Genomic DNA, 23260 nt, shown 5'->3' with positions numbered 1-23260 from the left:
TGCCACTGACGCTGTGAAAAGTACGTTTTTTGACATAAGTTATTCCCTTTTCTTTTTCTAATGGTGTTTAGAGTGTTCTGATATCTTGTGGCTCTTGCCACCAAGCATCATTTTTTCCGTCAGAGTAGATAATTGGCTGCTCTAAAATCTCATCATTGGTGATATGATCCAGCGTATTGACCCTAACCGTCAGAAATTCTCCGCCCATTTCTGGTATATTCCCATAATAGTAGAGGTTTGTCCCACAATTCTTTACAGAAGATTTTGTGGGCACTACCATGATAATCTGCTAGATTATCTTCTCCACTTAAGAGAGTAAATTTATCAGATGTCGTTCTGATTCCCCAATTTCGCGTTTTTGTACAATAGCTGCAGTTGCATCGCTGGGTTCCTTTTGAAAAGTCTAATTGAACTTCATAGCTTACCTGCCCACAGTGGCAACTTCCTTGATATGTTTTTTCCATCTTGACTCCCGTCTAATAAATTGATTCTGATAAGCTGACAAAACAGAAAAGAACCTCGTCTCATCCCACCTATGCCAGTTGACATAGGGGCGTAGAGACGCGGTTCCACCCTAATTTTTCACTTCATTTATTCATCATTAACTTGGTCATCACCAAGAGAAAGCGCCAGTTTCTTATCTTGTTTCACCTGACTTGCACTCTCTCAGGCTCGCTGCAGAAACGCCATAAGACTTTCTTTCTTAAGGGGTATTATAGCAGAAAAGGTCGGACTTGTCTAGACTCACTCTGTCTTCATGTAGTTGAAAACAGACAGAAAGAAATCTTGACTGACTTCAAAATGGCCATAGCGCAACTGACTGGCATAGTTTTTCCAATCTGGATGCTGTCTGGCTACTTCAATTGGGCAAGGTCGGACAGAGTTGTAATACTCTACATCTCTTCTGAAAGAAATAAAATCCGGCGCCATCTCAAACTGATAAACCTTGTCATCCTTCATTTTCCCGACGGCTGTAAAAGCCTGCAGTTTTTGATCAGAATCTAGAGCCACCTTTGGACTGTAATAAAGCAGATAGTCTCCCTTCTTCATCCGTTTAAGAGGGCCGCCCTTGCCGTGGCAGATCTGGCAAAAACCACCTTCAACGCCGCGTTTGACGTGATTTTCCGAAACGACTCCGACCCAAAATTTAACCATTCATTTCCTCCAATTTTATCAACAGCTGATTAAAATCTGTTACCTGCTCTCCCAACTGACCAAAGTAAGTCTGATCAATCTCCTCAACGAGAGGCAGAGCCCGGTTCATGTGCTCTCTGCCTGAATCCGTCAGAAAAATAACCTTTGTCCGGCTGTCCTTTGGATGTTCCCGCCGTTCAATCAAGCCCTTTTTCAATAAAAGCTTGAGAACCTGTGAGACCGTCGTCACATCCATATCTGAAAAAGTGGCCAGATTGACCTGGGAAATCAAATCCCGCTGTAATTCCAAAGCTCCCAAACTGCTCAAAATGATAAACTGAGGGTGAGTCAAATCAACATCCTTAAGGGTGTTTTTAACCTTAGCATGCCAGTCATTGTATACTTTGGCAAATAGGAAACCTGTTGACTCCTGATGGTTGTCCGCATACTGGGAACGAAAAACTTTTGTCATGCCGCCTCCAAAATCTGTATCAGTTTTCCACCACTCTCTGGCACATCAGCAAAAATCTGTTTCAAAAAGGCTAAGGCTTCCTCTGTCGTATCACCGTCTGTCAAAGAAACGGAATGTCTCAGACTAATGCCTTCAGCAGGATCTTCAACTATCTCATGCTCAAAAAGAACATTGTCAAAATGCTGTTAAATCAGAAAAATACTGATTCTCACGCACCTCAACTAAAGTGAAGTCAAGTTCAGGCATTCCTTCCATCTTCATTTTTCCCTTTTGCCCTGTAGTGAAATCACCATCTAAGCTAATCTCTTCCAAATCACCCTCCCAGACAAATCACTGATCAACTTGAGAATAGTAGACCCAAGCGTCCTCTTTTTAGCATTGATAACCAATTCAAAAGAAAATTTCATCATAAACTCCTCCATATTTAATAAGCGTTTGCATTGTAAGTTAACTTATAATATAAGTCAAGAAAAAAGGTAAAAGGTTATTCTACCCTCATACCATCAGCTGAAGCAGCCAATCACTTATTTTCAAGCTTGATAGACTGCCTGTCCTCCTAAATAAGTTGCTTTAAGGTTCATCGCCTCATCCAAGATGATAAAATCGGCTGGATGTCCTTTTTTAATCTGACCACATTTATCATCAATACCAACAGAAATTGCTGGAATCAGACTGGCCATCATAAGGGCTTCTGACTTAGAGACTAACCCCCAATTAACAACATTTTTAACACTGTCCTTAAGTTGCAAAATCGAACCTGCCAAGGCACCGTTGGATTTCAGGCGAGCCGTTCCCTTTTCAACGATAACAGGATATTCACCCAACATATAGTTACCATCTTGCAAGCCACCTGCACTAATACAGTCAGTGATTAGAGCCACATGATCAAATCCTTTCTGACGTAAAAGGATATCACAGGCAGAAGGGTGGACATGATGACCATCACAAATCAATTCGGCATAAGTATTAGGGATTTCATAGACAGCTCCAACCATCCCAGGCTCACGATGATTAAGTTCACGCATGCCATTGTAAGCATGTACCCAGACATTCGCTCCTGCCTGAACAGCTGCAAGGGCCTGATCATAAGTGGCATCAGAATGCCCTAAAGCCACCGTAAGACCCTGTTCTTTAGCATAATTAACAAAGTTCCCTGTCCCTTGACGTTCAGGAGCAATAGCGATTTTTTTCAAGAGTCCCTTGGAACTCGTCAACCACTGTTTAAGTTCTTCAACAGAAGGATTGCGCATGTAAGCCGGATTTTGAGCTCCCTTATACTTCTCTGTAAAGTATGGCCCCTCAAAATAGAGACCCTGAATTCGAGCACCGGCCTCTTGGCCAGCAAAAGCCGCCAGCGTTTGACAAATCTGATCTAGCGTCTCAAACGAAGCTGTCAGACCTGTTGGTAGAAAGCTTGTCACTCCTGCTGATAACAAGGCCTGACTCATACCTGCTAGCGACTCTTGGCGATTGTCCATAACATCATAGCCCGCAAAACCATGCACATGGGTATCCACCAAGCCAGGTGCTAAACTATAACCACTGTAATCAATAATTTCAGCATTGCTAGGTACTTCTGCCTGCCAATCACCAAACTTATCTCCTTCAATGGCGAGATAGCCAGCTGTCTTGACCTGATAAGGATAGTAAAAATAATTCGCCTTGACATATTTTACCACTGTAAAACGCCTCCCATATTGGTATTTAAGATACTTCTTCCAGTCTACTGCTATTGACCATTGTAATCCAGTACGTATTGATAAATGGCCTTGGCGACGCCAGCCTTGTCGTTAGTATCGGTAACATAGCGACAGACCGCTTTAACATCATCACTAGCATTCCCCATAGCAACACTGTGCTCAACAAATGCTAACATCTCAAGGTCATTAGCAGCATCTCCCAGTGCCATAACCTGTTTGGGCTGGTAGCCCAGTTGCTTGGTGAGGGCTTTTAGAGCACTGGCCTTGGTCGTACCTCCAGGCATAATTTCATAGATATAAGACTGGCTACGTACGGTCGAAAAATCCTGACTGAGATTTGCGTCCACCTTTTCTTGAAAACGATCCAAGGCAGCTGACTCACCCATATACATAGCTTGAAAAATGACCTGCCCCTCTTCGATAATTCTTCAACACTTCTTGCCTTAGCCTGATCAAAAACCAAACTAGCATCATAAGCAACCAAGTCTGGTACTTCCGATGCAAGAGCGTAGTAGTTTTTTTCAGCCGTTAAAGTCAGACAAATATCTGGATTATCAGCACAAACTCTGTTCAAACGCTGCAATTCCTCTTTATTGAGAGATTCATAAGACAGTAAATCCCAGTTGGGAGTTTTATAAATACTGCAGCCGTTATTCATAATGATATATTCTTCACCTGTCAAACCTATTTGATCAAAATAAGGCTTAATACCAGACCTGGGGCGTCCCGTACAGAGGACAATTTTAACCCCAGCAGCGGCAGCCCTTTGAAGGGCTTCAATATTCTCTGGTATCATTTCTTTTTGACTGTTCAACAGGGTACCATCCATATCGACAGCAATCAGTTTAATCATGGGATCTCCTTACCATATGTCTTTGCATTAGGGTGACAAAACACCAGTTATTCCATAGCCTGATCTTGATCTGCAAGCATCTTTTGTACCTTCTCATAAAAATCCGGATAAACCTTCTTGAGGGCTACAAAGCGACCTGTTTGATCAAGAAAGCTATGCTCTGAATGAGCCTGACAAACTAATTGACCAGATTGATTAGTCATTGTATAGTCAAAACTGAGTTTAGCTCCTTTGAGCAAGCTAACCCTAATATCAATAGCAATAAGATCTGCAAAAGTTGATGTCGCTTTGTATTGGCAGACAACCCTAGTCACAGGTGAAATAATACCATCGGCTTCCAGTTGTTCGTACGGAAGACCGACTTTTTCCAAAAAATAGACACGCGCTTCTTCCATCCATCGAACATAATTAGAATGGTGGGTAATTCCCATTCGATCCGTTTCATAGTATTGCACGGCATGAGTATAGCCTTTCATCATATGCTCCTTTTCAATCATCAGTTAACCTAGATTAGCAATCGTACAGCCTGAACCACCAGCATTTTGTGGCGCATAGCCGAAACTTTTGACGTGGCGGTTGCTGCGCAGGTACTTAGTTACACCCTCACGGATGACTCCTGTACCGATACCATGGATAATATCAACTTGAGCCATATTATTGAGCAGAGCCTGATCGATAAAGTCATCCAACTCCTGCATGGCTTCTTCATAGCGCTTACCGCGTAGATCTAGGCGGGCTCTAGGACCTGATGCAACCGACTTTTTGACTACATTGATTTGTTTCTTCTTAGAACTTTGTTTTGGTTCTTCCTGATTTTTCACCAGATTAAACTCTACTTCCTTGAGAGTCATCTTAATAAGGCCAACCTGAGCCTCCCATCTGCCATCTTTAAGTTGACCAGTTAAAGTTCCGCGCTGATCATAGGCCAGTACGATAATATCATCTCCCACCTTGGGAGCTCGCTTGGCATTTTGTTTCTTGGCTTTGCGCAAGACCTTATTCTTGGAGAAATCATCGCTAGGAGTTAGTTTTTTTAGTTTTCCCTTGGCCTCAATCACTTCATGTGGTTTAAGTTGAGAGTGTTCATTGAGAGCTTTAAGGATCTGATCGCTTTCTTTGACAGCCTTATCAACATACTGGCGCACCTCTTCTTGGGCTTTAGCCAATTCCTTATCATAAGAATGCGAGAATTCATTATAGAGCTTCTTGACTGCACGATTAAATTTTAGATTCTCCTGTTCAACCTCACGGATATGGTCTAAGCGTCGACGACTCTCTGCTGTCTGAGCTTCTAATTTTTCAATAAGGTCATTGACATCGCTATCGTCTTGAGTCATTTCTTGAGCATCTTTGACAATAAGTTCTGACAGACCCAAACGGCGGGCAATTTCAAAAGCGTTAGAACGACCTGGAACCCCTTGCATAAAATGGTAGGTTGGACTGAGACTATCCACATCAAATTCCATGCTAGCATTCTGCACATGGGCTGTTTCAATTCCATATGCCTTGAGCTCAGGATAATGAGTTGTCGCCATGGTTTTGATATCTGTCAGACGCAGGTGCTCCAGAATAGCCATGGCCAGACTGGCACCTTCCTGAGGGTCCGTTCCGGCTCCCAATTCATCCAAAAGAATCAAGCTATCCTCATCAGCTCGATCTAAGATATTTACGATATGGCCCATGTGGCTGGAGAAGGTTGACAAACTTTGCTCAATTGACTGTTCATCACCTATATCAGCAAATATTTCACTAAAAATAGCTACATGACTACCAGGATCTGCTAGAATAGGAAGACCTGATTGAGCCATCAACTGGGTCAGCCCTAAGGTTTTTAACATAATGGTTTTACCACCAGTATTGGGTCCTGTAATAACAATAACTGTAAGATTATTAGAAAAATGCAAATCATTGGCAACCGGATTGCTCAATAAGGGGTGGCGAGCATTCAATAAATGAACCATCTTGTCCTCTGATAGACTTGGCAGGCTGGCCTGATTTTCCTGCATAAAGAGATATTTAGCCCGCACAAAATCCAAATGCCCGATTAGCCAAGCATTGTTGCGGATAGTTTGAGTATGGGGACGAAGCATATCAGAGAACTCGTGCAGGATACGATGGAGCTCATGACGCTCATCCGCCCTTGCTTGGGTAATTTCTTCATTGAGTTCAACAACTGCACGTGGCTCAATATAAACAGTACTACCCGAAGCTGAAATGTCATGTACCATACCAGCCACACGATTACGGTGGGTATTGCGAACAGGAAGGACACTCCTACCATTACGACTAGCAATCAGATTTTCGGCCAGCAAATCGCCCTTATTTTTGAGCATGCCCTGTAAAATTTGACGAACCTGACTTTCCCCTTGTTGAATTTGGCGACGGATTTTCTCCAAGGCTGGACTTGCAAAATTCTCAATAAAACCCCCATCATTAATCGCCTGCAGACCACCTTGTAGATTAGGAAAAGTCTCCAAATTTTCAAATAGACGGTTGAGAGCAGTCAAGTCATTATTTTCAAGATTATCATAAAAGCGACTGATCTCCGCAGATACTTCCAAGACACGCTTGATAGCCAATAATTCATCCACATTGAGATCTGCATTCAATTCCAAACGGCGAAGACTTTCGGCTATATTCCGAATAGCACCGACAGAAAAATGGTGCTCTTCTACGAATATCTGCTCCATATCATGGATTTCAGCAAAGGCACGCTCAATTTTTTCACGATTGGTTTCAGGAAGCAGGTCGCGCAGCTCTTGCTGACCAGTTTCTGTCTGTAAATAAGGCTCAAATTGATTTTTGACCTTGGCAAACTCCAAAGCTTCTAAAATTTTTGTATTCATATAGATTTATTATATCAAATTTTTCATCAAACAAAGGCTGACAAAGCAATAGCTGGGCGTCAATTCGCAGTCTGACATCAAAATCTAATACTTGCGATAAGTTTCACACTAAGCTCCTTATCCTAAAGCCACATCTAATACCATCATCAGCACGAAACCAAGCATGAGTCCTAGCGTTGCCACATCTGTATTACCATTGGTTTGTGATTCTGGGATCAATTCTTCAACCACAACAAAAATCATAGCTCCTGCGGCAAAAGATAAAGCATAAGGCAAGATAGGCATCATCACCATAACAAGCGCTGCCCCTAACACTGCTCCAATCGGCTCAACAATCGCCGACATAGACCCCCAGTAAAAAGCTGACAAACGTGATTTGCCATCTGCTCGAATAGGTATAGAGAGCGCTGCTCCTTCTGGAAAATTTTGAATTCCTATCCCAACTGCTAAACCTATTGCCCCCAATAGGGCTGCTTTGCTTGCTCCATCAGCAGCCAAAGCTCCAAAGGTTACCCCTACGGCCAATCCTTCTGGAAAGTTATGAATAGTGATGGCAAGAAAAAGCAGGGCCGTTTTTGAAAGTTTCTTCGTAGGCACTCCTTCAGCATCCTTAATATCCTTACCCAAATGTAGGTGGGGAACAATGGCATCAATTAAACGCAAAGAAAAACCACCAATTAGAAAACCAACCGCAGCAGGAATCCAAGACCAATTCCCATAAGAGGCCTCTTTTGCATATGAAATCGAAGGGGCCAAGAGAGACCAAAAAGAAGCTGCAATCATAACACCAGCTGCAAATCCCATCATAATATCCAGCAACTTACGACTGATATTTTTAAAGAAGAAGACAATAGCTGAACCAATAATGGTGCACCCCCAAGTAAAAAGACCTGCCAAAAAAGCCAACAAAATGATATTTTGTGAAATTAACCACTCCATTATATTTTCCATCTCCTATATTAAAATGATAAAAGGATCGATTCTATATCCTTCTAAGTAATGTCCTTATCTCTAAGCATATGGGACTTTTTTTATTTTACATCAACAGCAACAGGAAATACCACAATTTAAGATCTATACATACTTCCCAATTGAAAACCATAAAATTCAAAGGCGCTCTACAGTTAAAACCAACCATAAAACGCTCTTCCCTTTTAAATTATTATCTGATTTAAAACCTTAATAAAATCACAGCCACGACTTTCACTATTTAGTTATCAGCCAATGTATTTATGCAGGCTAGTAATTGGAATTGTTGCTAAGATGTTGAAAAAATATGGTAATCATAACTGCCAAACCAGCAGCAATAGACGGCTACTAGGAAAAGATTCTCAAGTTTAGATCAGCTAAAAGCAGAGACGAAGATTACCATAAAGAGCAGAAAACAAGTAGATGAGTAAGATAAAGACCTAGAAAGGCAACATCAGCATAAATATAGAAACAATTCAAATTAAACTGATTTTCCAACTGAAAGAAGCGCATCCTGACGCTTTTTTTCTGTTGGACCTGCCCAGGGAAGGCAGAGATAAAAAACTGTGATAAGTGCCCTTGGATAGAGAGAGGAGAGCTACTAAGCTTGCCAGAAAGTAAAAAGCCTGTAGCAAATAAGCCTCATCTATAACCGATATAAAAACGCCAAGCAAGAGTAAGAGAAAGATAAGGAGATCATATGTCATCTCCGTCAGTCGCTCTGTTGGCCTTCCCTTTAATATCGGTCAATTTTTTTCTACGAAGGGCATCAAGCTCTGCTTCTTTTTTATCAAATTCAATTTCGCGACTTAGTTGGGTTGATAGGGAATTGATTGCCATCAAGATAGCAACGGTCTCGTCATCTGCTGCTGGCAGTTGTTCTTTGATACTATCATATTTTTCACGGGCAACACGTTCAACCTCTTCCATGAAAAGGTTATCCTTGTCGGTCGTTAAGGTCAGCGGTTTTTCACCAAATATAAATTTGTAACGGTTTTTTATTTTAGTCATTCTCGGTACCTCTTTACCAGTCATTATATCGTAAATTTTTCCTTTCGACAATCATCAAAATAAATAGAATATTCACTGTAATCGAAGGCACTCGTCAATTTTTACGATCAAAATTTCTTAGCAATTTATCTGTCTTCTATTGGGCATGACCTAAGCTTTTATGATAAAATAGTCTTCATGAATACTCTCGTCATGAAAATGGGTGAAGGTACAACAGCTTCACTGACGACTAAACTAGCCGATTACCAAATTGCTAATCCTAATCCTTATGTAGACTTCGCTGCCAAGGTGCAGGGAGTAACGATCCTTGTCTATCAGTCCGGAAAAATTGTATTTCAAGGTAAGAAGGCCGCCAGCTTGGCCGGTAGTTTTGGTTGGACTGGTGATGAAGACAAAACCAGTGAGAACAAAACTGATCAAAATCTAACCCTAATTGGTTCTGACGAGGTAGGAAATGGTTCTTATTTTGGTGGTTTGGCTGTAGTTGCTAGCCTCGTTACACCAAACGAACATGTCTTTTTGAAAAATCTAGGTGTCGCTGATTCTAAAAGCTTGACAGATCAAAAAATTCAGCAAATTGCTCCCATTTTGGAAGAAAAGATTCCTCATAAGGCACTCTTGCTAACTCCCAAAAAATATAATGAGGTCGTTGGGGAAGGCAAAACTTATAACGCCGTCTCCGTTAAGGTTGCCCTGCATAATCAAGCCATTTTTCTACTCCTACAAGAGGTGGAAAAACCAGATCAAATTGTTATTGATGCTTTCACCAGCCCTAAAAACTACCAAAAGTATCTCAAGCAAGAAACTAATCAATTCAATGACCCCTTAGTCCTTGTTGAGAAAGCAGAAAGCAAGTACTTAGCTGTTGCTGTTAGCTCTATCATTGCTCGCAATCTTTTTCTGGACAATCTCAAAAAATTAGGAGAAGATTTAGGTTACAAACTTCCCAGTGGAGCCGGACGGCTCTGCGATGAAGTTGCCAGCCAAATTTTAGCCGCTTACGGTATGCAAGGATTGGACTACTGTGCTAAACTGCATTTTGCCAACACCCAAAAAGCACAAACATTATTAAAAAATAAAGGATAAATACATTCAATGACTGACTCAAAAAAAGTAGCAAAAACCAAGACAAGTAAAAAAAATGAGGCTGGTTTTAAAAACTTTTCCCACAAGCTGACAAACTTCCTAAAAGAATGGGGCTTATTCACCCTCTTTTTCCTCATACTAATCCTCAGCCGTATCTTCATTTGGACCAGTGTCTCTGTAGACGGCCATTCCATGGACCCTACACTAGCAGCCAATCAACGGCTTATCGTTGTCAAAACAGCCAAAATTGATCGTTTCGATATTGTTGTAGCCAAAGAAAATGAAAACGGCAAGAAAAAGCAGATTGTTAAACGGGTTATTGGAATGCCGGGAGATACTATTACCTACGAAAACGATACCCTCTATGTCAATGGCAAAAAGATCAATGAGAGCTATCTCAAAGAATATCGGGCAGCCTTTGCCAAAGATAAACTACAATCGACCTACACCAGTGACTATTTCCGTCAATTAGCTCGTTCATCCTCTGCTTTCACCGTTGATAAAACAGGGGCCAACAACTTTACTGTCATTGTTCCCAAGGGGCAATATTTCCTCCTTGGTGACGATCGCATTGTCTCAAAAGACAGTCGCGAAGTAGGAACCTTCTCAAAAGATGCTATCGTAGGAGAAGTCAAATTCCGCTTTTGGCCAGTCACCAAAATAGGAACCGTAGAGTAAAAATATAGGGGAGAAGGCAGAAATCGTATTTAAATTCCAGGCGATTTCTACCGTGCTCCCTTTTTTGCTAATAGCAGACATCAAGGAAACAAAACATGGAATATTTCTTTTCAGGAACCGTAGATCGGATTATATTTGAAAACGCCAGCAATTTTTTTAAAATTTTACTTCTGACTATTGATGATACAAACCATCCCAGCTATGATGATAGCGAAATAATCATCACAGGAACTATGGCAGATATTATGGAGGAAGAAAGTTATACCTTCTGGGGGCAGTTGGCCCAGCATCCTAAATACGGTGAACAACTCAAAGCCGCTCGCTATGAACGCTCCAAGCTCTCTTGGGACGGTCTGGTTAAATATTTCGCCAGTGATAACTTTAAGGGGATCGGCAAAAAGACTGCCCAAAGGATTGTTAGGGTCTATGGCGAAGATAATACCATTGATAAGATTCTCAGCAAGCCAGATAAACTGGATAGTATTACTGGGCTTTCCAAGAGTAGTCGTGACAATTTTTTGACCAAACTCAAGCTCAATTACGGCACAGAGCAGGTACTATCCAAGCTGGCTGAATACGGTTTGAGCAATCGTCAAGCTCTCGATATCTTTGATTATTATAAGGATGAAACGCTAGATATTATTCAGGACAATCCTTATCAGCTGGTTGAAGATATCAAGGGAGTTGGTTTTAAAATCGCCGATAATCTAGCCAAACAGTTGGGAATTGAAAATGATTCTCCTCAGCGCTTTAGAGCAGCTTTGGTACACAGCTTAACGGAACTTTCTATTGAACGCGGTGATACTTATGTTGAAGCACGTGATTTATTGGAATATGCTGTTAACCTTTTAGAGGAGGCACGTCAAATCGAGATTGAGCCCAGCCTGGTAGCTAACGAATTGACCAACCTCATCGCCGAAAATAAGGTCCAAAATAGGGGTACCCGTATCTTCGACAATACCCTTTTCTATGCTGAGGAAGGCATAAAAAACAATATCAAGCGTATTTTAGAGACACCACTGGCTATTGAACATAGTTCAGCAGAGATTGCAGAAGCCCTAGCTGACATTGAGGAAGAGTCCGGTCTTGCCTATGATCCAACCCAAAAAGATGCTATCCAAGCAGCCTTGACCAGCAAGATCTTCCTCTTAACAGGTGGTCCTGGCACAGGTAAGACAACTATTATCAATGGACTCATCAAGACCTATGCCCAACTCAACAAAATAGATTTCAACAAGGGCGATATTCCTATCATTTTGGCGGCACCAACCGGTCGAGCCAGTCGCCGAATGAATGAGTTGACCAAACTCCCAGCTGCCACAATCCACCGCCATCTAGGCTTAACGTCTGAAGAGAGCGACTATCAAGCAATTGAAGATTATCTGGACTGCGACCTGATGATTGTTGACGAGTTTTCCATGGTGGACACCTGGTTGGCGAATCAACTGCTATCCAGTATTTCATCCAATACCCAAGTAATTATCGTTGGCGATAGTGACCAGCTCCCTTCCGTCGGACCTGGTCAGGTTTTAGCTGATCTTCTAAAAATTCCAGAACTCCCCCAAGTTACCCTCACTAAAATTTTTAGACAGTCTAATGATTCCACTATTGTAACTCTGGCCAGCCAAATTCGACAAGGGCTACTACCTGATGATTTCACCGCTAAAAAGGCTGACCGTTCCTACTTTGAAGCCCCGCCCATACATATTCCTAAGATGGTTGAACAAATCGTCACTTCAGCGATTAAAAGTGGCATTGAGGTCCGTGATATTCAAATCCTCGCTCCCATGTACCGCGGCCAGGCTGGTATCACCAATCTTAATACCCTAATGCAAGGGCTCATCAATCCGCTAACAACTGGTAATGAATTCATCTTTAATGATTTAGTATTTCGCAAGGGAGATCGTGTTCTTCATCTAGTCAATGATGCTGAACTTAACGTTTTCAACGGCGATATCGGCTATATTAGCGATTTGATTCCCGGAAAATACACCGAAAGTAAACAGGACGAAATTTATCTGGACTTCGATGGCAATGAGGTCGTCTACCCCCGCAATGAGTGGCATAAGATTACATTGGCCTATGCCATGTCCATCCACAAATCTCAGGGAAGCGAATTTCAGGTTGTCATCCTCCCCTTAACCCGCCAGAGCAGTAGAATGTTGCAGCGCAACCTCATCTACACAGCCATCACACGTTCCAAGAGTAAACTCATCATGCTAGGAGAAATTTCAGCCTTTGCCTACGCTGTCAAAAATCAGGGCAGCAAACGCAAAACCTTTCTTGTCCAGCGTTTTGAAGAAAACCTTGATCAGCAGGAAAAAGCGACAAGTGCTCCTCTAATCCAAACTGATAGACAGACTGAAAAAAACAGCCAACAGGCAATTGAGCTCATTTCTCAGACAGAACCGCAAATTTACCAGCTGACAGAAGATAATATATTAACTATTGATCCCATGATTGGTCTAACAGAAGCTGATTTCTCCGCTTTCTTTAAAACAGATCATGGGCAGTCTTAACCATCTTCACCACTAAAATTCTAGGAGTTTTATATGCCAATAGAAGAACTTAAAATATTGTTTAAATCATCCAACAGAACGGTAGCTATCTTACATCTCATCAATTTGATCCTTAACATCTTGACCATTTTTGTTTATTTTATCGTTATGTATGGACTAAAATCTGGCTTTTATCAAAAAACTGGCCAATTCTCTGCACAATCATTGGAGACTATCACTCAGGCTCTTTCTGGAAACTTCTTCTTTAACCTTCTGATCAATATCTTGTTTAACCTGACTATTATGATTCTGGCCTTTAATAACAAGTCAAAATTGGCCCAAGGGAAAGAATTAAACGTTTTTCCCCATCAACTTGGTTATGCTCTTTTAATCATCAATAGCCTAGCTGAGTTCATGTCCGGTGGTCTCAGTATTAATTTCTTCCTCCAGCTATTTTATCTGCCCTTTTATTTTGCTAGCCTGCGTGCTGCTCGCTTAATTAACAATTCTATTTAAATTATGAGTTTAAATCTCACATATGTTTTGTTATAATAATACAAAATTCATTTCAGGAGGAACTTATGATTTCAATTGAAAAACTTGAAAATACTGTTAAATCTCTTAATATTACTGTCATTGTCTTAGAATGTTTTCACATTCTTGGTGGTTTAATAACCATTTTTAGTTATTATACAAGCCTGGCTAGTTTAAAAAATGGTAACTTTGAAAAACTTGGTTACACAGCCAAACAAATAGAAATGATCCGCAAATCTACTACCCCTTTACTTCTTACCATTGGTCTTGTTATATTAGTCATGGGTATCATAATCTTGGTATTAGCTGTCAAAAATCTTAAAGCTATCAAGAATAAAGAATATGTAAGCTACCTTCCTTATCTTCTAGGAGGCGGATTGATTATTATTATTTTGGTTAATAATTTCATTACTTCAGTTCGCATTGGTGCTGGTTTTAGTCCCTTAAGTTTTATAATTATTGCGGTTTACGCTATTGTTTATATCGCAACTTATCTACAAGCTAAAAAATTAAATGCTGACGGTTAAACCAAAAAGAGTTGAGAGAATCTTACTTCTTAAAGCGATTTTCTCAACTCTTTTTTAATGCTTTAATTCTCAGTAAAGAAGCTGATAACTGCGACTACAATGACTGCTCCGATAATGGATGGGATAATGGCCATTCCAGCTAGCTGAGGTCCCCAGTAACCTAATAAGGTCTGGCCTACCCAAGCTCCTGCAAGCCCAGCAAAAATATTTGCTAGACACCCCATGGAACTCCCTTTGTTAGTAATGGCACCCGCAATCATCCCAATCAAAGCACCTACAATTAAAGACCAAATCATATTTTTTCCTCTCTTACTTTGTATGGCTAAACAATTTAATTTTAGCACAGATTAATTTCTTTTGCACCTTCATCTTCTAGTCCAGACACTGTCACTCCTAACAAACGGATGCCTGAGGCATTTTCATCCAGACCATCGTAGATAGCATAGGCTTCTTTTTCAATGAGCTCAGCATTTTGAGTAGCCACCTCTAGACTGTGACGTTTAGTTAAGGTTGAAAAGTCGGAATATCTAACCTTTAAAACAATAATCTTACCTTTTTTCTGGTGTCGCTGCAAACTATCAGCTACCCGCCGAACATTTTTAGAAATTTCGGCCTTGATATCAGCTCCTGCAGCCAGTAATTTCCCGTAGGTTCGCTCACTCCCTATAGATTTTCGCTCACGATTGGGTTTGACAGGGCTATTAGAGATGCCACGTGCCTTGCGGTAAAGATCATAACCAAAGCGACCAAAGATATCAATCAGCTTCATCTCCGGCACTTCCAATAAATCTGCCCCTGTATAAACTCCAAGTTCATGTAGCCGTTTTACTGAACGTTTGCCAACACCATGAAATTTTTCAATGGGCAGCTCACTCAAAAAAGCTTCAACCTGCTCGGGCAAAATGAGAGTAAAGCCGTTAGGCTTATCAAAATCACTGGCTAATTTAGCTAAAAATTTATTGTAAGAAACACCTGCCGAACAGGTCAGCTGTAGCTCATGCCAAATATCATATTGAATCATCTTAGCTATCTTAACGGCTGATTTAATCTCCTGCTTATTCTCTGTGACATCCAGATAAGCTTCATCAATAGACATGGGCTCTACCAAATCAGTATAGCGTTTGAAAATTTCTCTGATTTGATTGCCGATAGTTCTGTATTTTTGATAATTTCCGGAGATAAAAATAGCAGCGGGACAGCGTTCTAGAGCCTCTTTGCTATTCATGGCCGAATGTACACCAAATTCCCTCGCCTTATAATTACAGGTAGAAACGACACCTCGACCGCCGGTCTTTCTAGGGTCAGCCCCAATAATCACCGGTTGCCCAATTAAATTAGGATTATCCCGCTCTTCAACAGCAGCGAAAAAAGCATCCATATCGATATGAATAATTTTTCGTGAAGTGTCGTTGATTAAAGGAAAAATCAACATGGGGAACTCCTTTCAATAGATTGGCTAGCCAAGGGGAAGATTATTAGATATTATCATTATAATCTTTTTTTCACCTTTTAGCTATTTTAGAACATTTATAATACAGCTGAGCTATTTTAGTGAACTGTATTATAAAAGAAAGTACTTAATTACGGTTTTTTCCTTGTGAAAACGATTACCGTATGCTAATATTATAGTGTAAATTGTAACAGATAGACTGTTGCTAGAATATTAGGAGAATTTTATTATGGCTACTGTAAAAACCAATACTGATGTCTTTGAAAAAGCTTGGGAAGGTTTTAAAGGAACTGACTGGAAAGAAAAGGCAAGTATCTCACGTTTTGTTCAGGATAACTACAAGCCTTATGATGGTGATGAAAGTTTCTTAGCCGGACCAACTGACCGCACCTTGCACATCAAAAAACTTGTTGATGAAACCAAGGCTGGTTATGAAGCTGAAGGGCGTTTCCCAATGGATACTCGTCCTACTTCAATCTCTGATATTGATGCAGGTTACATTGATAAAGACCAAGAGTTAATTTATGGTATTCAAAATGATCAACTCTTCAAATTGAATTTTATGCCAAAAGGTGGTATCCGCATGGCGGAAACTGCTTTGAAAGAGCATGGTTATGAACCAGATCCAGCTGTTCATGAAATCTTTACAAAATATGTAACAACTGTTAATGATGGTATCTTCCGTGCTTACACTTCTAACATCCGTCGTGCTCGCCATGCGCATACTGTAACTGGTTTGCCAGATGCTTATTCACGCGGGCGTATCATCGGAGTGTATACACGTTTGGCGCTTTATGGAGCTGACTATCTGATGCAGGAAAAGGTGAATGACTGGAATGCTATCACTGAAATTGATGAAGAATCTATTCGTCTTCGTGAAGAAGTGAACCTGCAATATCAAGCTCTTCAAGATGTAGTTAAACTTGGTGACCTCTATGGTGTAGATGTTCGTCGTCCTGCTTACGATACTAAAGAAGCCATCCAATGGACTAACATTGCTTTCATGGCTGTATGTCGTGTTATCAATGGGGCTGCTACTTCTCTTGGACGTGTACCTATCGTTCTTGATGTTTATGCAGAACGTGACTTGGCTCGTGGTACTTACACCGAATCAGAAATCCAAGAATTTGTCGATGACTTCGTTATGAAGTTGCGCACAGTGAAATTCGCCCGTACCAAAGCTTATGATGAACTCTATTCAGGGGATCCAACCTTTATCACAACTTCTATGGCTGGTATGGGGGCTGATGGTCGTCATCGTGTTACCAAGATGGACTACCGTTTCCTAAATACCCTAGATAATATCGGTAACTCTCCTGAACCAAATTTGACTGTTCTTTGGACTGACAAATTACCTTATGCTTTCCGTCACTACTGTATGCACATGAGCCATAAACACTCTTCAATTCAATATGAAGGTGTAACAACAATGGCTAAAGACGGCTATGGTGAAATGTCATGTATCTCATGTTGTGTATCACCGCTCGACCCTGAAAATGAAGAACAACGTCACAATATCCAGTACTTCGGTGCACGTGTTAATGTTCTTAAGGCGCTCCTAACAGGTCTTAATGGTGGTTACGATGATGTTCATAAAGATTATAAAGTCTTTGATATTGATCCTATTACAACTGATATCCTTAACTTTGATGAAGTTAAAGCTAACTTCGAAAAATCGCTTGATTGGTTGACAGCTACTTACGTAGATGCTCTTAATATCATTCATTACATGACTGATAAATACAACTATGAAGCTGTTCAAATGGCCTTCTTACCAACACATCAACGTGCTAATATGGGATTCGGTATCTGTGGCTTCGCTAACACTGTTGATACTTTATCAGCTATCAAATATGCTACAGTGAAACCTATCCGTGACGAAGATGGCTATATCTACGATTATGAAACAATTGGTGATTACCCACGTTGGGGCGAAGATGATCCTCGTTCAAACGAATTAGCCGAATGGTTGATTGAAGCTTACACAACTCGTCTACGTAGTCACAAACTCTACAAGAATGCTGAAGCAACGGTTTCACTTCTCACAATCACTTCAAATGTAGCCTACTCTAAACAAACTGGTAACTCTCCGGTTCATAAAGGAGTCTACCTCAACGAAGATGGTTCAGTTAACTTGTCTAAACTTGAGTTCTTCTCACCAGGTGCAAACCCATCGAACAAAGCTAAAGGGGGCTGGTTGCAAAACTTGAACTCTCTAGCTAGTCTTGATTTCGGTTATGCTGCTGATGGCATTTCATTGACAACTCAGGTATCACCACGTGCTCTCGGTAAAACTCATGATGAACAAGTTGATAACTTGGTAACAATTCTTGATGGTTATTTTGAAAACGGTGGCCAACACGTTAACTTGAATGTCATGGATCTCAAGGATGTCTATGATAAGATTATGAATGGGGAAGACGTTATCGTTCGTATCTCTGGTTACTGTGTCAATACCAAGTATCTAACACCAGAACAAAAGACTGAATTAACACAGCGTGTTTTCCACGAAGTGCTTTCAATGGATGACGCAGCTCGTGAGTTATCTGGTCATTAATATCAATTAAAGGTAAGGCTCTTTCGTCAAAAGCTGTAGTAGCAAGGTGATGAAAGGCTAAGATTTAGAGAGAACAGTTTGTTCTCTCTTTCTTTATATTTAAAGTAATAAGAATACTTTTTTGAAGTTAACTAAAAGCATATGGTTAATGACTTTTATGGGGATATCGGACACCTACCTCCAGTTTGGCCTTGGAAGAGAAAAAAAGCCAAAAACAATTTGACAAAAGGAGAGTTTTTGATTGAATAATCTAAATGTTTCACAAAAGATAAGTCATTTTATCAATACGCATGAATATAAAGAGTTAAAGGTATCTAATACTTTGTTTCGCTATCTGCTATGCGGTGAAGGGAAACGGACATTAATTTTCCTAGATGGCGGAATGGGGATTTCTGAGGCTTGGTTTGAATATATCAATTTCTTTGAAAAAAATTTCAAATTCTAACTTTTCCTTTTCCTGATAACTTACCTACGAATAGCGAGCAAGTAAATGCAATAAAAGAGCTGATGGATAAACTTTGTATTAATAAAGCTACTTTTATTGGTATTTCATATGGAACCTTACTCGCGCAGTTATTTACGAAAAATTTTCCGGAGTATGTAGATAAACTCGTTTTAATCTCAGGAGCTGGATTAACTTCTGAGACAAAGCTTTCTTTAAAAAAATACAAGTTCATATTTAAACTCTCCATTATTTCTGCTAAAATCTTACCTTTTAAACTAGTACGAAAAATGATTATAAAAAAATCTATTAAAAATCTTACAAATAGGAATGAAACAAAGCAAAAGAAGAGCTTAATTGAATTCTCTGTTAATAAACTATATAAAGATTGCTCCAAAGAAACTGTGATGAATATGGGGTATCTTTTATTAAATCTTTTCGGTAGTGAAAATTGTCAATCAACTGATTTTGATTTTTTGGATAGTAAGACACTGTTGATTTTCCCTGAAAATGACTTTTTCCCAAAGGAAGCCCAAATAGCTTTACTGAATTTAATGAAAAATCCTGAAGTTATTTGGATAGAAAGTGGTGCTCATGGTGATCCCTTATTTGACGATAACTATTTAAAAATAATCGAAGTATTTCTAAACAGAGGCTAGGACAAAAGTCCAACTTTAATATAAAAAGTGAATAAAATAGAATTCTGAGTGTCAGAAAACTAGCTTTGTTCGCTTTTATGATTAATTTATCAATCCAAAAACTTGATGATCAAGAAGCTTTTGAATTTTATGGCTTGTAAAAATTTTTCAGTTTAGATACAATAGCCATATTATGATAATTAAAAACACACGCGATACTCTATCTCCCGTCTATCTGGACGCTCTCAAAATTCGGAACCTCGTATTTGTTGAAGGACAGGGTGTTCCCTTAAAAATTGAAATTGACGAAAACGAGGCGCTCTGCATCCATTTCGTTCTCTATGATGATCAGGACAGACCTTTGGCAACCTGCCGGCTTCTGCCTCAAAATGATCAGCAAGTTCTCCTTCAACGAATGGCTGTCCTTCCTGATTACCAAGGACAGGCGCTTGGAAGCCAATTATTAAAGGAAGCCAGTCAGTTCGCCAAAGAATTAGGCTACGAGGAGATTAGTCTGCATGCACAAGTAAGCGCTCAGACTTTTTACCAAAAATTAGGTTACAGCAACTTTGGAGACCTCTTTGAAGAAGCCGGTATCCAGCATATTCATATGAAAAAAAGATTATAAAAAGCGGAATTTTTGCCGCTTTTTAAACTGTCACTAATTCTCCGATTTTGACCTAGGTCTTTCCATTACGGATCGTAATATCTTTATAAAAAGGTTCTTTAAGAAGGTATTTATGGTAGGCTGTCTTGAGGTAATTTTTCTCATCTTTTTTACCCCAAAAAACCGCAGACTTACCAAAATGGACAAGTTCATCAGCGGTCAACGGAAGCTGAGCAATCCTGTCTTCCAGAAAGGACCGATCCACCTTGTCTGAATAGAAAAGGACATCCTTTCGCGCCAAGTTCTCCTCCCACCATGCCGGCAAACGGTCGGCATCTTTTTGATAGTCGATTTGGCTTAATAAGACAAAGGATTTTACAAAAGGATAGTGTTTCTCGAAAAGGGCGGTAAATGATTCTTTTAAAACTGACAGCGGACGTTCTGAATCAAAGAAAAGATTGCCCCTGTTTTTGATGTAGGTAACGACATCCTGACAGCCTGAACCAATGAGCTGTTTGAGACCAGTCATTACAGCCTTACGTTTATCTCCAATATTGATGTCTCTTAACAACTGGACTTATCTTATGTCTGCTCCTCTAGTAAACTTTCTTCAATTACCTTAATCAGTTCATCTCGGTCCACTATCCATTGAGCACGATCATCTTTTTTGTAAGTCCGATTAGATAAGAAAATAGCGGCCTTTTGCTGGAGAATGTTGACTAGAATAAAGGTTCCCGTATAGCCCGTGTGTAGCAACCAGTCACCATCCAAATCCCAGGCCAAAGACCGTGCCTTATTACTCCTAGAATAATTTTCTGTTAATTGGGATGAAAAATCATCCTTGAGATAGCGTTGACAAAAGATTTCTAAATCTGTCACGGTTGAAAATAAGCCTGCCGATCCAGCATGATGCCTTAAAAGACGTGCCTTAGGATCATGGACTGTTCCTGCAGTCACTCCTTGAACTGTCGGAACGGCATTCTCAACGGGGCCAAAACAGGTTTCTAACATACCAAAGGGATTAAAAATCTGTTCTTTCAAAATTCTATCAAGCGACTGATTAAAAATCACCTCCAGCATAAATCCAAGTAAGAGAAAATTGATATCAGTATATTTAAATGATCTGTCAGAGCCTACCTTGATATTGTTGATAGCAGCTTTTAGCTCCTGATCCGATAGGTTATCACGATTAGGAATATAGGGATCAATGCCACTGCTGTGTGTCAAGAGTTGACGCAGGGTAACACTAACATCATGAAAGTCTGGATAATAAACCTTTAAGGGACTGTCTAATTCAATAATCCCCTTATTGATCAAAAAAATACAGACAGTTCCCACACCGACAACCTTTGAAACACTGGCTAGGTCATAAATTAAACCTTGAGTCACAGCTCTTCTTTCATCCTGAGTCCCAAAATAATATTCCTGCCACTCATTATTAAAAAGGGCAAGGCTGGCACCGGGATAGATGTCAGCCTCAATTTGTTCCTTGATTTTTTCAATAATATGTTTCATTTACTAAACCATAATTCAATCTGACTAGGGTCTGAAATAACTAAAACTTTCTGAGCCTTATCCATATACACTTCAATATTTCTAGCCTCAAAATATTCTTTTAAAACAGATAAGTTGTAATTTTCAGGGATCTTGTAATTAATAATCTCAATATCCCAAGTTGTATCCGGAGTGACTTTTAAATCTGGTCCTTGAGCTTCTTGAAAGTTTGGTAAAAAAGAAAGTCCCTGAAGATTTTGGTAAAAGGATTTAGATTGGGCTAGATCCTCGACATTTAAAACAAGCTTATCTATCTGATAATCAGACAAACCTTTAAAGCCTTCAAGAGCTCTAAAAGTCAAATTTTGACCGGAAATTTCTTGGAGGCTACTCCTGTCATCTTCTGCGTGCAGTAGAATGACATCCTTTTCAGGAGAGATAACTTCAAAAGCATAGCCCTTTTCTCCCTTAAAAAGACGCGAAAAGGAAATATTAGTAGCCAATAAAGCCTCGATTTCTTCGGCTTTCGCTGCTTTAATATAGAGATAATTAAGCTTTTTAGGCCCCTCAACAGCACGAGCACGCATCGATGGGGATTCTTCAATAGTAAAAAGAATAGATGGATTATGATAAGCGCAGAAGAAAACTTCAGCATTTTCTTCCTTCAAGATTTTTAGTCCTAAGACCTTACAATAAAAATTGATATTGTGCTCACGATTATTAACACGGATAACAGGGGATAATAATCTAATGCCTTCAAAAATTGTCATAATGTATCTCCTAACTTCTTCCATTTTAGTTAAAAAATTCCAAATTTACAAATAATTGTATGCTTTAAACAAAACTATTTACTATTGTCTTTTTTTTCTGTAAACTAGGTATATGAATGAAACAACTATTTTACATGTAATTCAGGCAACTTTGATCATTGCCATGGTTCTTATTATTCTTGAACTTTTTTTTCATATTCGGCGGCATAAAATCAATATTTTTAAACGCTTTTTCACAGGATTGTGGATTGGTATGGTCACTGATATGTTGGACACTTTGGGGATTGGTTCCTTTGCTACGACAACTACCCTTTTTAAAATCACCAAACTCAATGAAGATGACAGTAAACTCCCCGGTACTATGAATACAGCTCATGTTATTCCAGTTATGGTTCAGGCGCTTTGTTTTATCTTGGTTGTCAAGGTTGAACCGCTGACTCTATTATTAATGGCTGGTGCTTCTTTTATGGGGGCACTTTTTGGAACCCGTCTGACAAAAGGGTGGAACGAAAGACTAGTCCAGCTCATTTTGGGACTGCTACTGATTGTGGCAGCTATGATCATGCTTTATCGCATGATAACAAATCCTGGGGCCAATCTCTCTGACAATGTCCACGGTCTGCATGGCATTTGGTTGCTGGTCGGGGTTATCTTTAATTTCATCATTGGTGTTCTTATGACTATGGGGCTTGGAAACTACGCTCCTGAACTCATTTTCTTTTCACTGATGGGACTCAGCCCTACTATTGCTATGCCCGTAATGATGCTTGATGCGGCTATGATTATGACAGCTTCCAGTAGTCAATTTATCAAGGCTAATCGTGTCAATTGGACTGGTTATGCTGGACTAGCAGTCGGTGGGGTGATTGGTGTCCTTATTGCGGTTCGCTTTTTGACCAGTATTAATCTTAATACATTAAAGACATTAGTCGTCGGCATCGTCATTTTTACAGGTATCATGCTCATCCGCGCATCATTGATTAAAAAAATCTAA

23 protein-coding genes and 2 pseudogenes are annotated in these 23260 nt (G+C 39.9%); 9 read left to right on the top strand and 16 right to left on the bottom strand.

Annotation, left to right across the window (positions count from 1 at the left end; all coding sequences use genetic code 11):
* Window positions 1–67 precede the first annotated feature (67 nt).
* The 11 genes and pseudogenes from ACFOSE_RS03795 to ACFOSE_RS03750 form a co-directional block, all read right to left on the bottom strand.
* A complete protein-coding gene (locus ACFOSE_RS03795; protein ID WP_380430708.1) occupies window positions 68–280 on the bottom strand; it encodes a glutathione-dependent formaldehyde-activating, GFA in 213 nt (70 codons plus the stop codon).
* Complete coding sequence (locus tag ACFOSE_RS09710) at window positions 183–464, bottom strand: GFA family protein (protein ID WP_447449904.1); 282 nt, start codon at window positions 462–464, stop codon at window positions 183–185. The genes ACFOSE_RS03795 and ACFOSE_RS09710 overlap by 98 nt, the downstream gene beginning before the upstream one ends.
* A 280-nt stretch (window positions 465–744) precedes the next feature.
* Window positions 745–1155, bottom strand: a complete 411-nt coding sequence (locus ACFOSE_RS03790; protein WP_380430705.1) for an EVE domain-containing protein — start codon at window positions 1153–1155, stop codon at window positions 745–747.
* Window positions 1148–1606 (bottom strand): MarR family winged helix-turn-helix transcriptional regulator, encoded by a 459-nt coding sequence (locus tag ACFOSE_RS03785; RefSeq protein WP_380430702.1) that lies wholly within the window; start codon window positions 1604–1606, stop codon window positions 1148–1150. Before ACFOSE_RS03785 ends, ACFOSE_RS03790 begins: the two co-directional genes overlap by 8 nt.
* A pseudogene (locus ACFOSE_RS03780) lies at window positions 1603–2013 on the bottom strand (SRPBCC family protein). The gene ACFOSE_RS03785 and the pseudogene ACFOSE_RS03780 overlap by 4 nt, the downstream one beginning before the upstream one ends.
* A gap of 123 nt (window positions 2014–2136) precedes the next feature.
* A complete protein-coding gene (gene nagA / locus ACFOSE_RS03775) occupies window positions 2137–3285 on the bottom strand; it encodes an N-acetylglucosamine-6-phosphate deacetylase (protein ID WP_380430699.1) in 1149 nt (382 codons plus the stop codon).
* A gap of 50 nt (window positions 3286–3335) precedes the next feature.
* Window positions 3336–4159: pseudogene (locus tag ACFOSE_RS03770) on the bottom strand (Cof-type HAD-IIB family hydrolase).
* 47 nt (window positions 4160–4206) lie between these two features.
* Window positions 4207–4635, bottom strand: a complete 429-nt coding sequence (locus tag ACFOSE_RS03765) for an acyl-CoA thioesterase (protein ID WP_380430787.1) — start codon at window positions 4633–4635, stop codon at window positions 4207–4209.
* A 24-nt stretch (window positions 4636–4659) separates the two neighbouring features.
* On the bottom strand, window positions 4660–7005 hold the full coding sequence (locus ACFOSE_RS03760) for an endonuclease MutS2 (RefSeq protein WP_380430696.1): 2346 nt from the start codon (window positions 7003–7005) through the stop codon (window positions 4660–4662).
* A gap of 117 nt (window positions 7006–7122) precedes the next feature.
* A complete protein-coding gene (locus tag ACFOSE_RS03755) occupies window positions 7123–7944 on the bottom strand; it encodes a ZIP family metal transporter (RefSeq protein WP_380430693.1) in 822 nt (273 codons plus the stop codon).
* Window positions 7945–8670: 726 nt separating this feature from the next.
* Window positions 8671–8985 (bottom strand): hypothetical protein, encoded by a 315-nt coding sequence (locus ACFOSE_RS03750; RefSeq protein ID WP_380430690.1) that lies wholly within the window; start codon window positions 8983–8985, stop codon window positions 8671–8673.
* A 177-nt stretch (window positions 8986–9162) separates the two neighbouring features.
* On the opposite strand from ACFOSE_RS03750, the gene rnhC reads away from it, so the two are divergent.
* From rnhC to ACFOSE_RS03725, 5 genes are all read left to right on the top strand, one after another.
* Window positions 9163–10071: a ribonuclease HIII gene (gene rnhC, locus ACFOSE_RS03745; protein WP_380430688.1), complete on the top strand. Its 909-nt coding sequence runs from the start codon at window positions 9163–9165 to the stop codon at window positions 10069–10071.
* Window positions 10072–10080: 9 nt separating this feature from the next.
* Window positions 10081–10749, top strand: a complete 669-nt coding sequence (lepB, locus tag ACFOSE_RS03740; protein ID WP_380430686.1) for a signal peptidase I — start codon at window positions 10081–10083, stop codon at window positions 10747–10749.
* Between the two features lie 95 nt (window positions 10750–10844).
* Window positions 10845–13268, top strand: a complete 2424-nt coding sequence (gene recD2 / locus ACFOSE_RS03735) for an SF1B family DNA helicase RecD2 (protein WP_380430684.1) — start codon at window positions 10845–10847, stop codon at window positions 13266–13268.
* 33 nt (window positions 13269–13301) lie between these two features.
* Window positions 13302–13763, top strand: coding sequence for a hypothetical protein (locus ACFOSE_RS03730; RefSeq protein ID WP_380430681.1), 462 nt, complete (start codon window positions 13302–13304; stop codon window positions 13761–13763).
* A 65-nt stretch (window positions 13764–13828) separates the two neighbouring features.
* The gene (locus tag ACFOSE_RS03725) at window positions 13829–14308 is read left to right on the top strand and encodes a hypothetical protein (RefSeq protein ID WP_380430679.1); all 480 of its coding nucleotides are present in this window, start codon (window positions 13829–13831) and stop codon (window positions 14306–14308) included.
* A gap of 62 nt (window positions 14309–14370) precedes the next feature.
* Here the strand turns inward: ACFOSE_RS03725 and ACFOSE_RS03720 are convergent, their stop codons facing one another.
* A complete protein-coding gene (locus ACFOSE_RS03720; protein WP_380430676.1) occupies window positions 14371–14604 on the bottom strand; it encodes a GlsB/YeaQ/YmgE family stress response membrane protein in 234 nt (77 codons plus the stop codon).
* A 41-nt stretch (window positions 14605–14645) separates the two neighbouring features.
* Window positions 14646–15740 (bottom strand): DNA polymerase IV, encoded by a 1095-nt coding sequence (gene dinB / locus ACFOSE_RS03715; RefSeq protein ID WP_380430674.1) that lies wholly within the window; start codon window positions 15738–15740, stop codon window positions 14646–14648.
* Between the two features lie 247 nt (window positions 15741–15987).
* Between dinB and pflB the strand changes: the two genes are divergently transcribed.
* From pflB to ACFOSE_RS03700, 3 genes are all read left to right on the top strand, one after another.
* Window positions 15988–18315, top strand: coding sequence for a formate C-acetyltransferase (pflB, locus tag ACFOSE_RS03710; protein WP_380430671.1), 2328 nt, complete (start codon window positions 15988–15990; stop codon window positions 18313–18315).
* 438 nt (window positions 18316–18753) lie between these two features.
* Entirely contained in the window at window positions 18754–19416 is a 663-nt protein-coding gene (locus ACFOSE_RS03705) for an alpha/beta fold hydrolase (RefSeq protein ID WP_380430784.1), read from the top strand.
* Between the two features lie 172 nt (window positions 19417–19588).
* Entirely contained in the window at window positions 19589–20023 is a 435-nt protein-coding gene (locus ACFOSE_RS03700) for a GNAT family N-acetyltransferase (RefSeq protein WP_380430669.1), read from the top strand.
* Window positions 20024–20075: 52 nt separating this feature from the next.
* Here ACFOSE_RS03700 and ACFOSE_RS03695 read toward each other — a convergent pair whose 3' ends face one another.
* The 3 genes from ACFOSE_RS03695 to ACFOSE_RS03685 are packed head-to-tail and all read right to left on the bottom strand — an operon-like array spanning window position 20076 to window position 22266.
* Window positions 20076–20573, bottom strand: a complete 498-nt coding sequence (locus ACFOSE_RS03695) for a DUF1697 domain-containing protein (protein WP_380430666.1) — start codon at window positions 20571–20573, stop codon at window positions 20076–20078.
* Window positions 20574–20584: 11 nt separating this feature from the next.
* Entirely contained in the window at window positions 20585–21517 is a 933-nt protein-coding gene (locus ACFOSE_RS03690; RefSeq protein WP_380430663.1) for a serine hydrolase domain-containing protein, read from the bottom strand.
* The gene (locus ACFOSE_RS03685; protein ID WP_380430661.1) at window positions 21514–22266 is read right to left on the bottom strand and encodes a CppA N-terminal domain-containing protein; all 753 of its coding nucleotides are present in this window, start codon (window positions 22264–22266) and stop codon (window positions 21514–21516) included. The genes ACFOSE_RS03690 and ACFOSE_RS03685 overlap by 4 nt, the downstream gene beginning before the upstream one ends.
* Before the next feature lie 112 nt (window positions 22267–22378).
* On the opposite strand from ACFOSE_RS03685, the gene ACFOSE_RS03680 reads away from it, so the two are divergent.
* Entirely contained in the window at window positions 22379–23260 is an 882-nt protein-coding gene (locus tag ACFOSE_RS03680; RefSeq protein WP_380430658.1) for a sodium:solute symporter, read from the top strand.

Source organism: Streptococcus dentapri (assembly GCF_042649885.1).
GTDB classification, from domain to species: Bacteria; Bacillota; Bacilli; order Lactobacillales; family Streptococcaceae; genus Streptococcus; species Streptococcus dentapri.
This window is presented reverse-complemented; position numbering and strand designations above follow the sequence as displayed.

Bases quoted from the DNA above. Each gene is read 5' to 3' on its own strand.
- ACFOSE_RS03795 (WP_380430708.1), bottom strand. From the start codon at position 280: ATGGTAGTGCCCACAAAATCTTCTGTAAAGAATTGTGGGACAAACCTC.
- ACFOSE_RS09710 (WP_447449904.1), bottom strand. From the start codon at position 464: ATGGAAAAAACATATCAAGGAAGTTGCCACTGTGGGCAGGTAAGCTAT.
- ACFOSE_RS03790 (WP_380430705.1), bottom strand. From the start codon at position 1,155: ATGGTTAAATTTTGGGTCGGAGTCGTTTCGGAAAATCACGTCAAACGC.
- ACFOSE_RS03785 (WP_380430702.1), bottom strand. From the start codon at position 1,606: ATGACAAAAGTTTTTCGTTCCCAGTATGCGGACAACCATCAGGAGTCA.
- ACFOSE_RS03765 (WP_380430787.1), bottom strand. From the start codon at position 4,635: ATGAAAGGCTATACTCATGCCGTGCAATACTATGAAACGGATCGAATG.
- ACFOSE_RS03760 (WP_380430696.1), bottom strand. From the start codon at position 7,005: ATGAATACAAAAATTTTAGAAGCTTTGGAGTTTGCCAAGGTCAAAAAT.
- ACFOSE_RS03755 (WP_380430693.1), bottom strand. From the start codon at position 7,944: ATGGAGTGGTTAATTTCACAAAATATCATTTTGTTGGCTTTTTTGGCA.
- ACFOSE_RS03750 (WP_380430690.1), bottom strand. From the start codon at position 8,985: ATGACTAAAATAAAAAACCGTTACAAATTTATATTTGGTGAAAAACCG.
- rnhC (WP_380430688.1), top strand. From the start codon at position 9,163: ATGAATACTCTCGTCATGAAAATGGGTGAAGGTACAACAGCTTCACTG.
- lepB (WP_380430686.1), top strand. From the start codon at position 10,081: ATGACTGACTCAAAAAAAGTAGCAAAAACCAAGACAAGTAAAAAAAAT.
- recD2 (WP_380430684.1), top strand. From the start codon at position 10,845: ATGGAATATTTCTTTTCAGGAACCGTAGATCGGATTATATTTGAAAAC.
- ACFOSE_RS03730 (WP_380430681.1), top strand. From the start codon at position 13,302: ATGCCAATAGAAGAACTTAAAATATTGTTTAAATCATCCAACAGAACG.
- ACFOSE_RS03725 (WP_380430679.1), top strand. From the start codon at position 13,829: ATGATTTCAATTGAAAAACTTGAAAATACTGTTAAATCTCTTAATATT.
- ACFOSE_RS03720 (WP_380430676.1), bottom strand. From the start codon at position 14,604: ATGATTTGGTCTTTAATTGTAGGTGCTTTGATTGGGATGATTGCGGGT.
- dinB (WP_380430674.1), bottom strand. From the start codon at position 15,740: ATGTTGATTTTTCCTTTAATCAACGACACTTCACGAAAAATTATTCAT.
- pflB (WP_380430671.1), top strand. From the start codon at position 15,988: ATGGCTACTGTAAAAACCAATACTGATGTCTTTGAAAAAGCTTGGGAA.
- ACFOSE_RS03700 (WP_380430669.1), top strand. From the start codon at position 19,589: ATGATAATTAAAAACACACGCGATACTCTATCTCCCGTCTATCTGGAC.
- ACFOSE_RS03690 (WP_380430663.1), bottom strand. From the start codon at position 21,517: ATGAAACATATTATTGAAAAAATCAAGGAACAAATTGAGGCTGACATC.
- ACFOSE_RS03685 (WP_380430661.1), bottom strand. From the start codon at position 22,266: ATGACAATTTTTGAAGGCATTAGATTATTATCCCCTGTTATCCGTGTT.
- ACFOSE_RS03680 (WP_380430658.1), top strand. From the start codon at position 22,379: ATGAATGAAACAACTATTTTACATGTAATTCAGGCAACTTTGATCATT.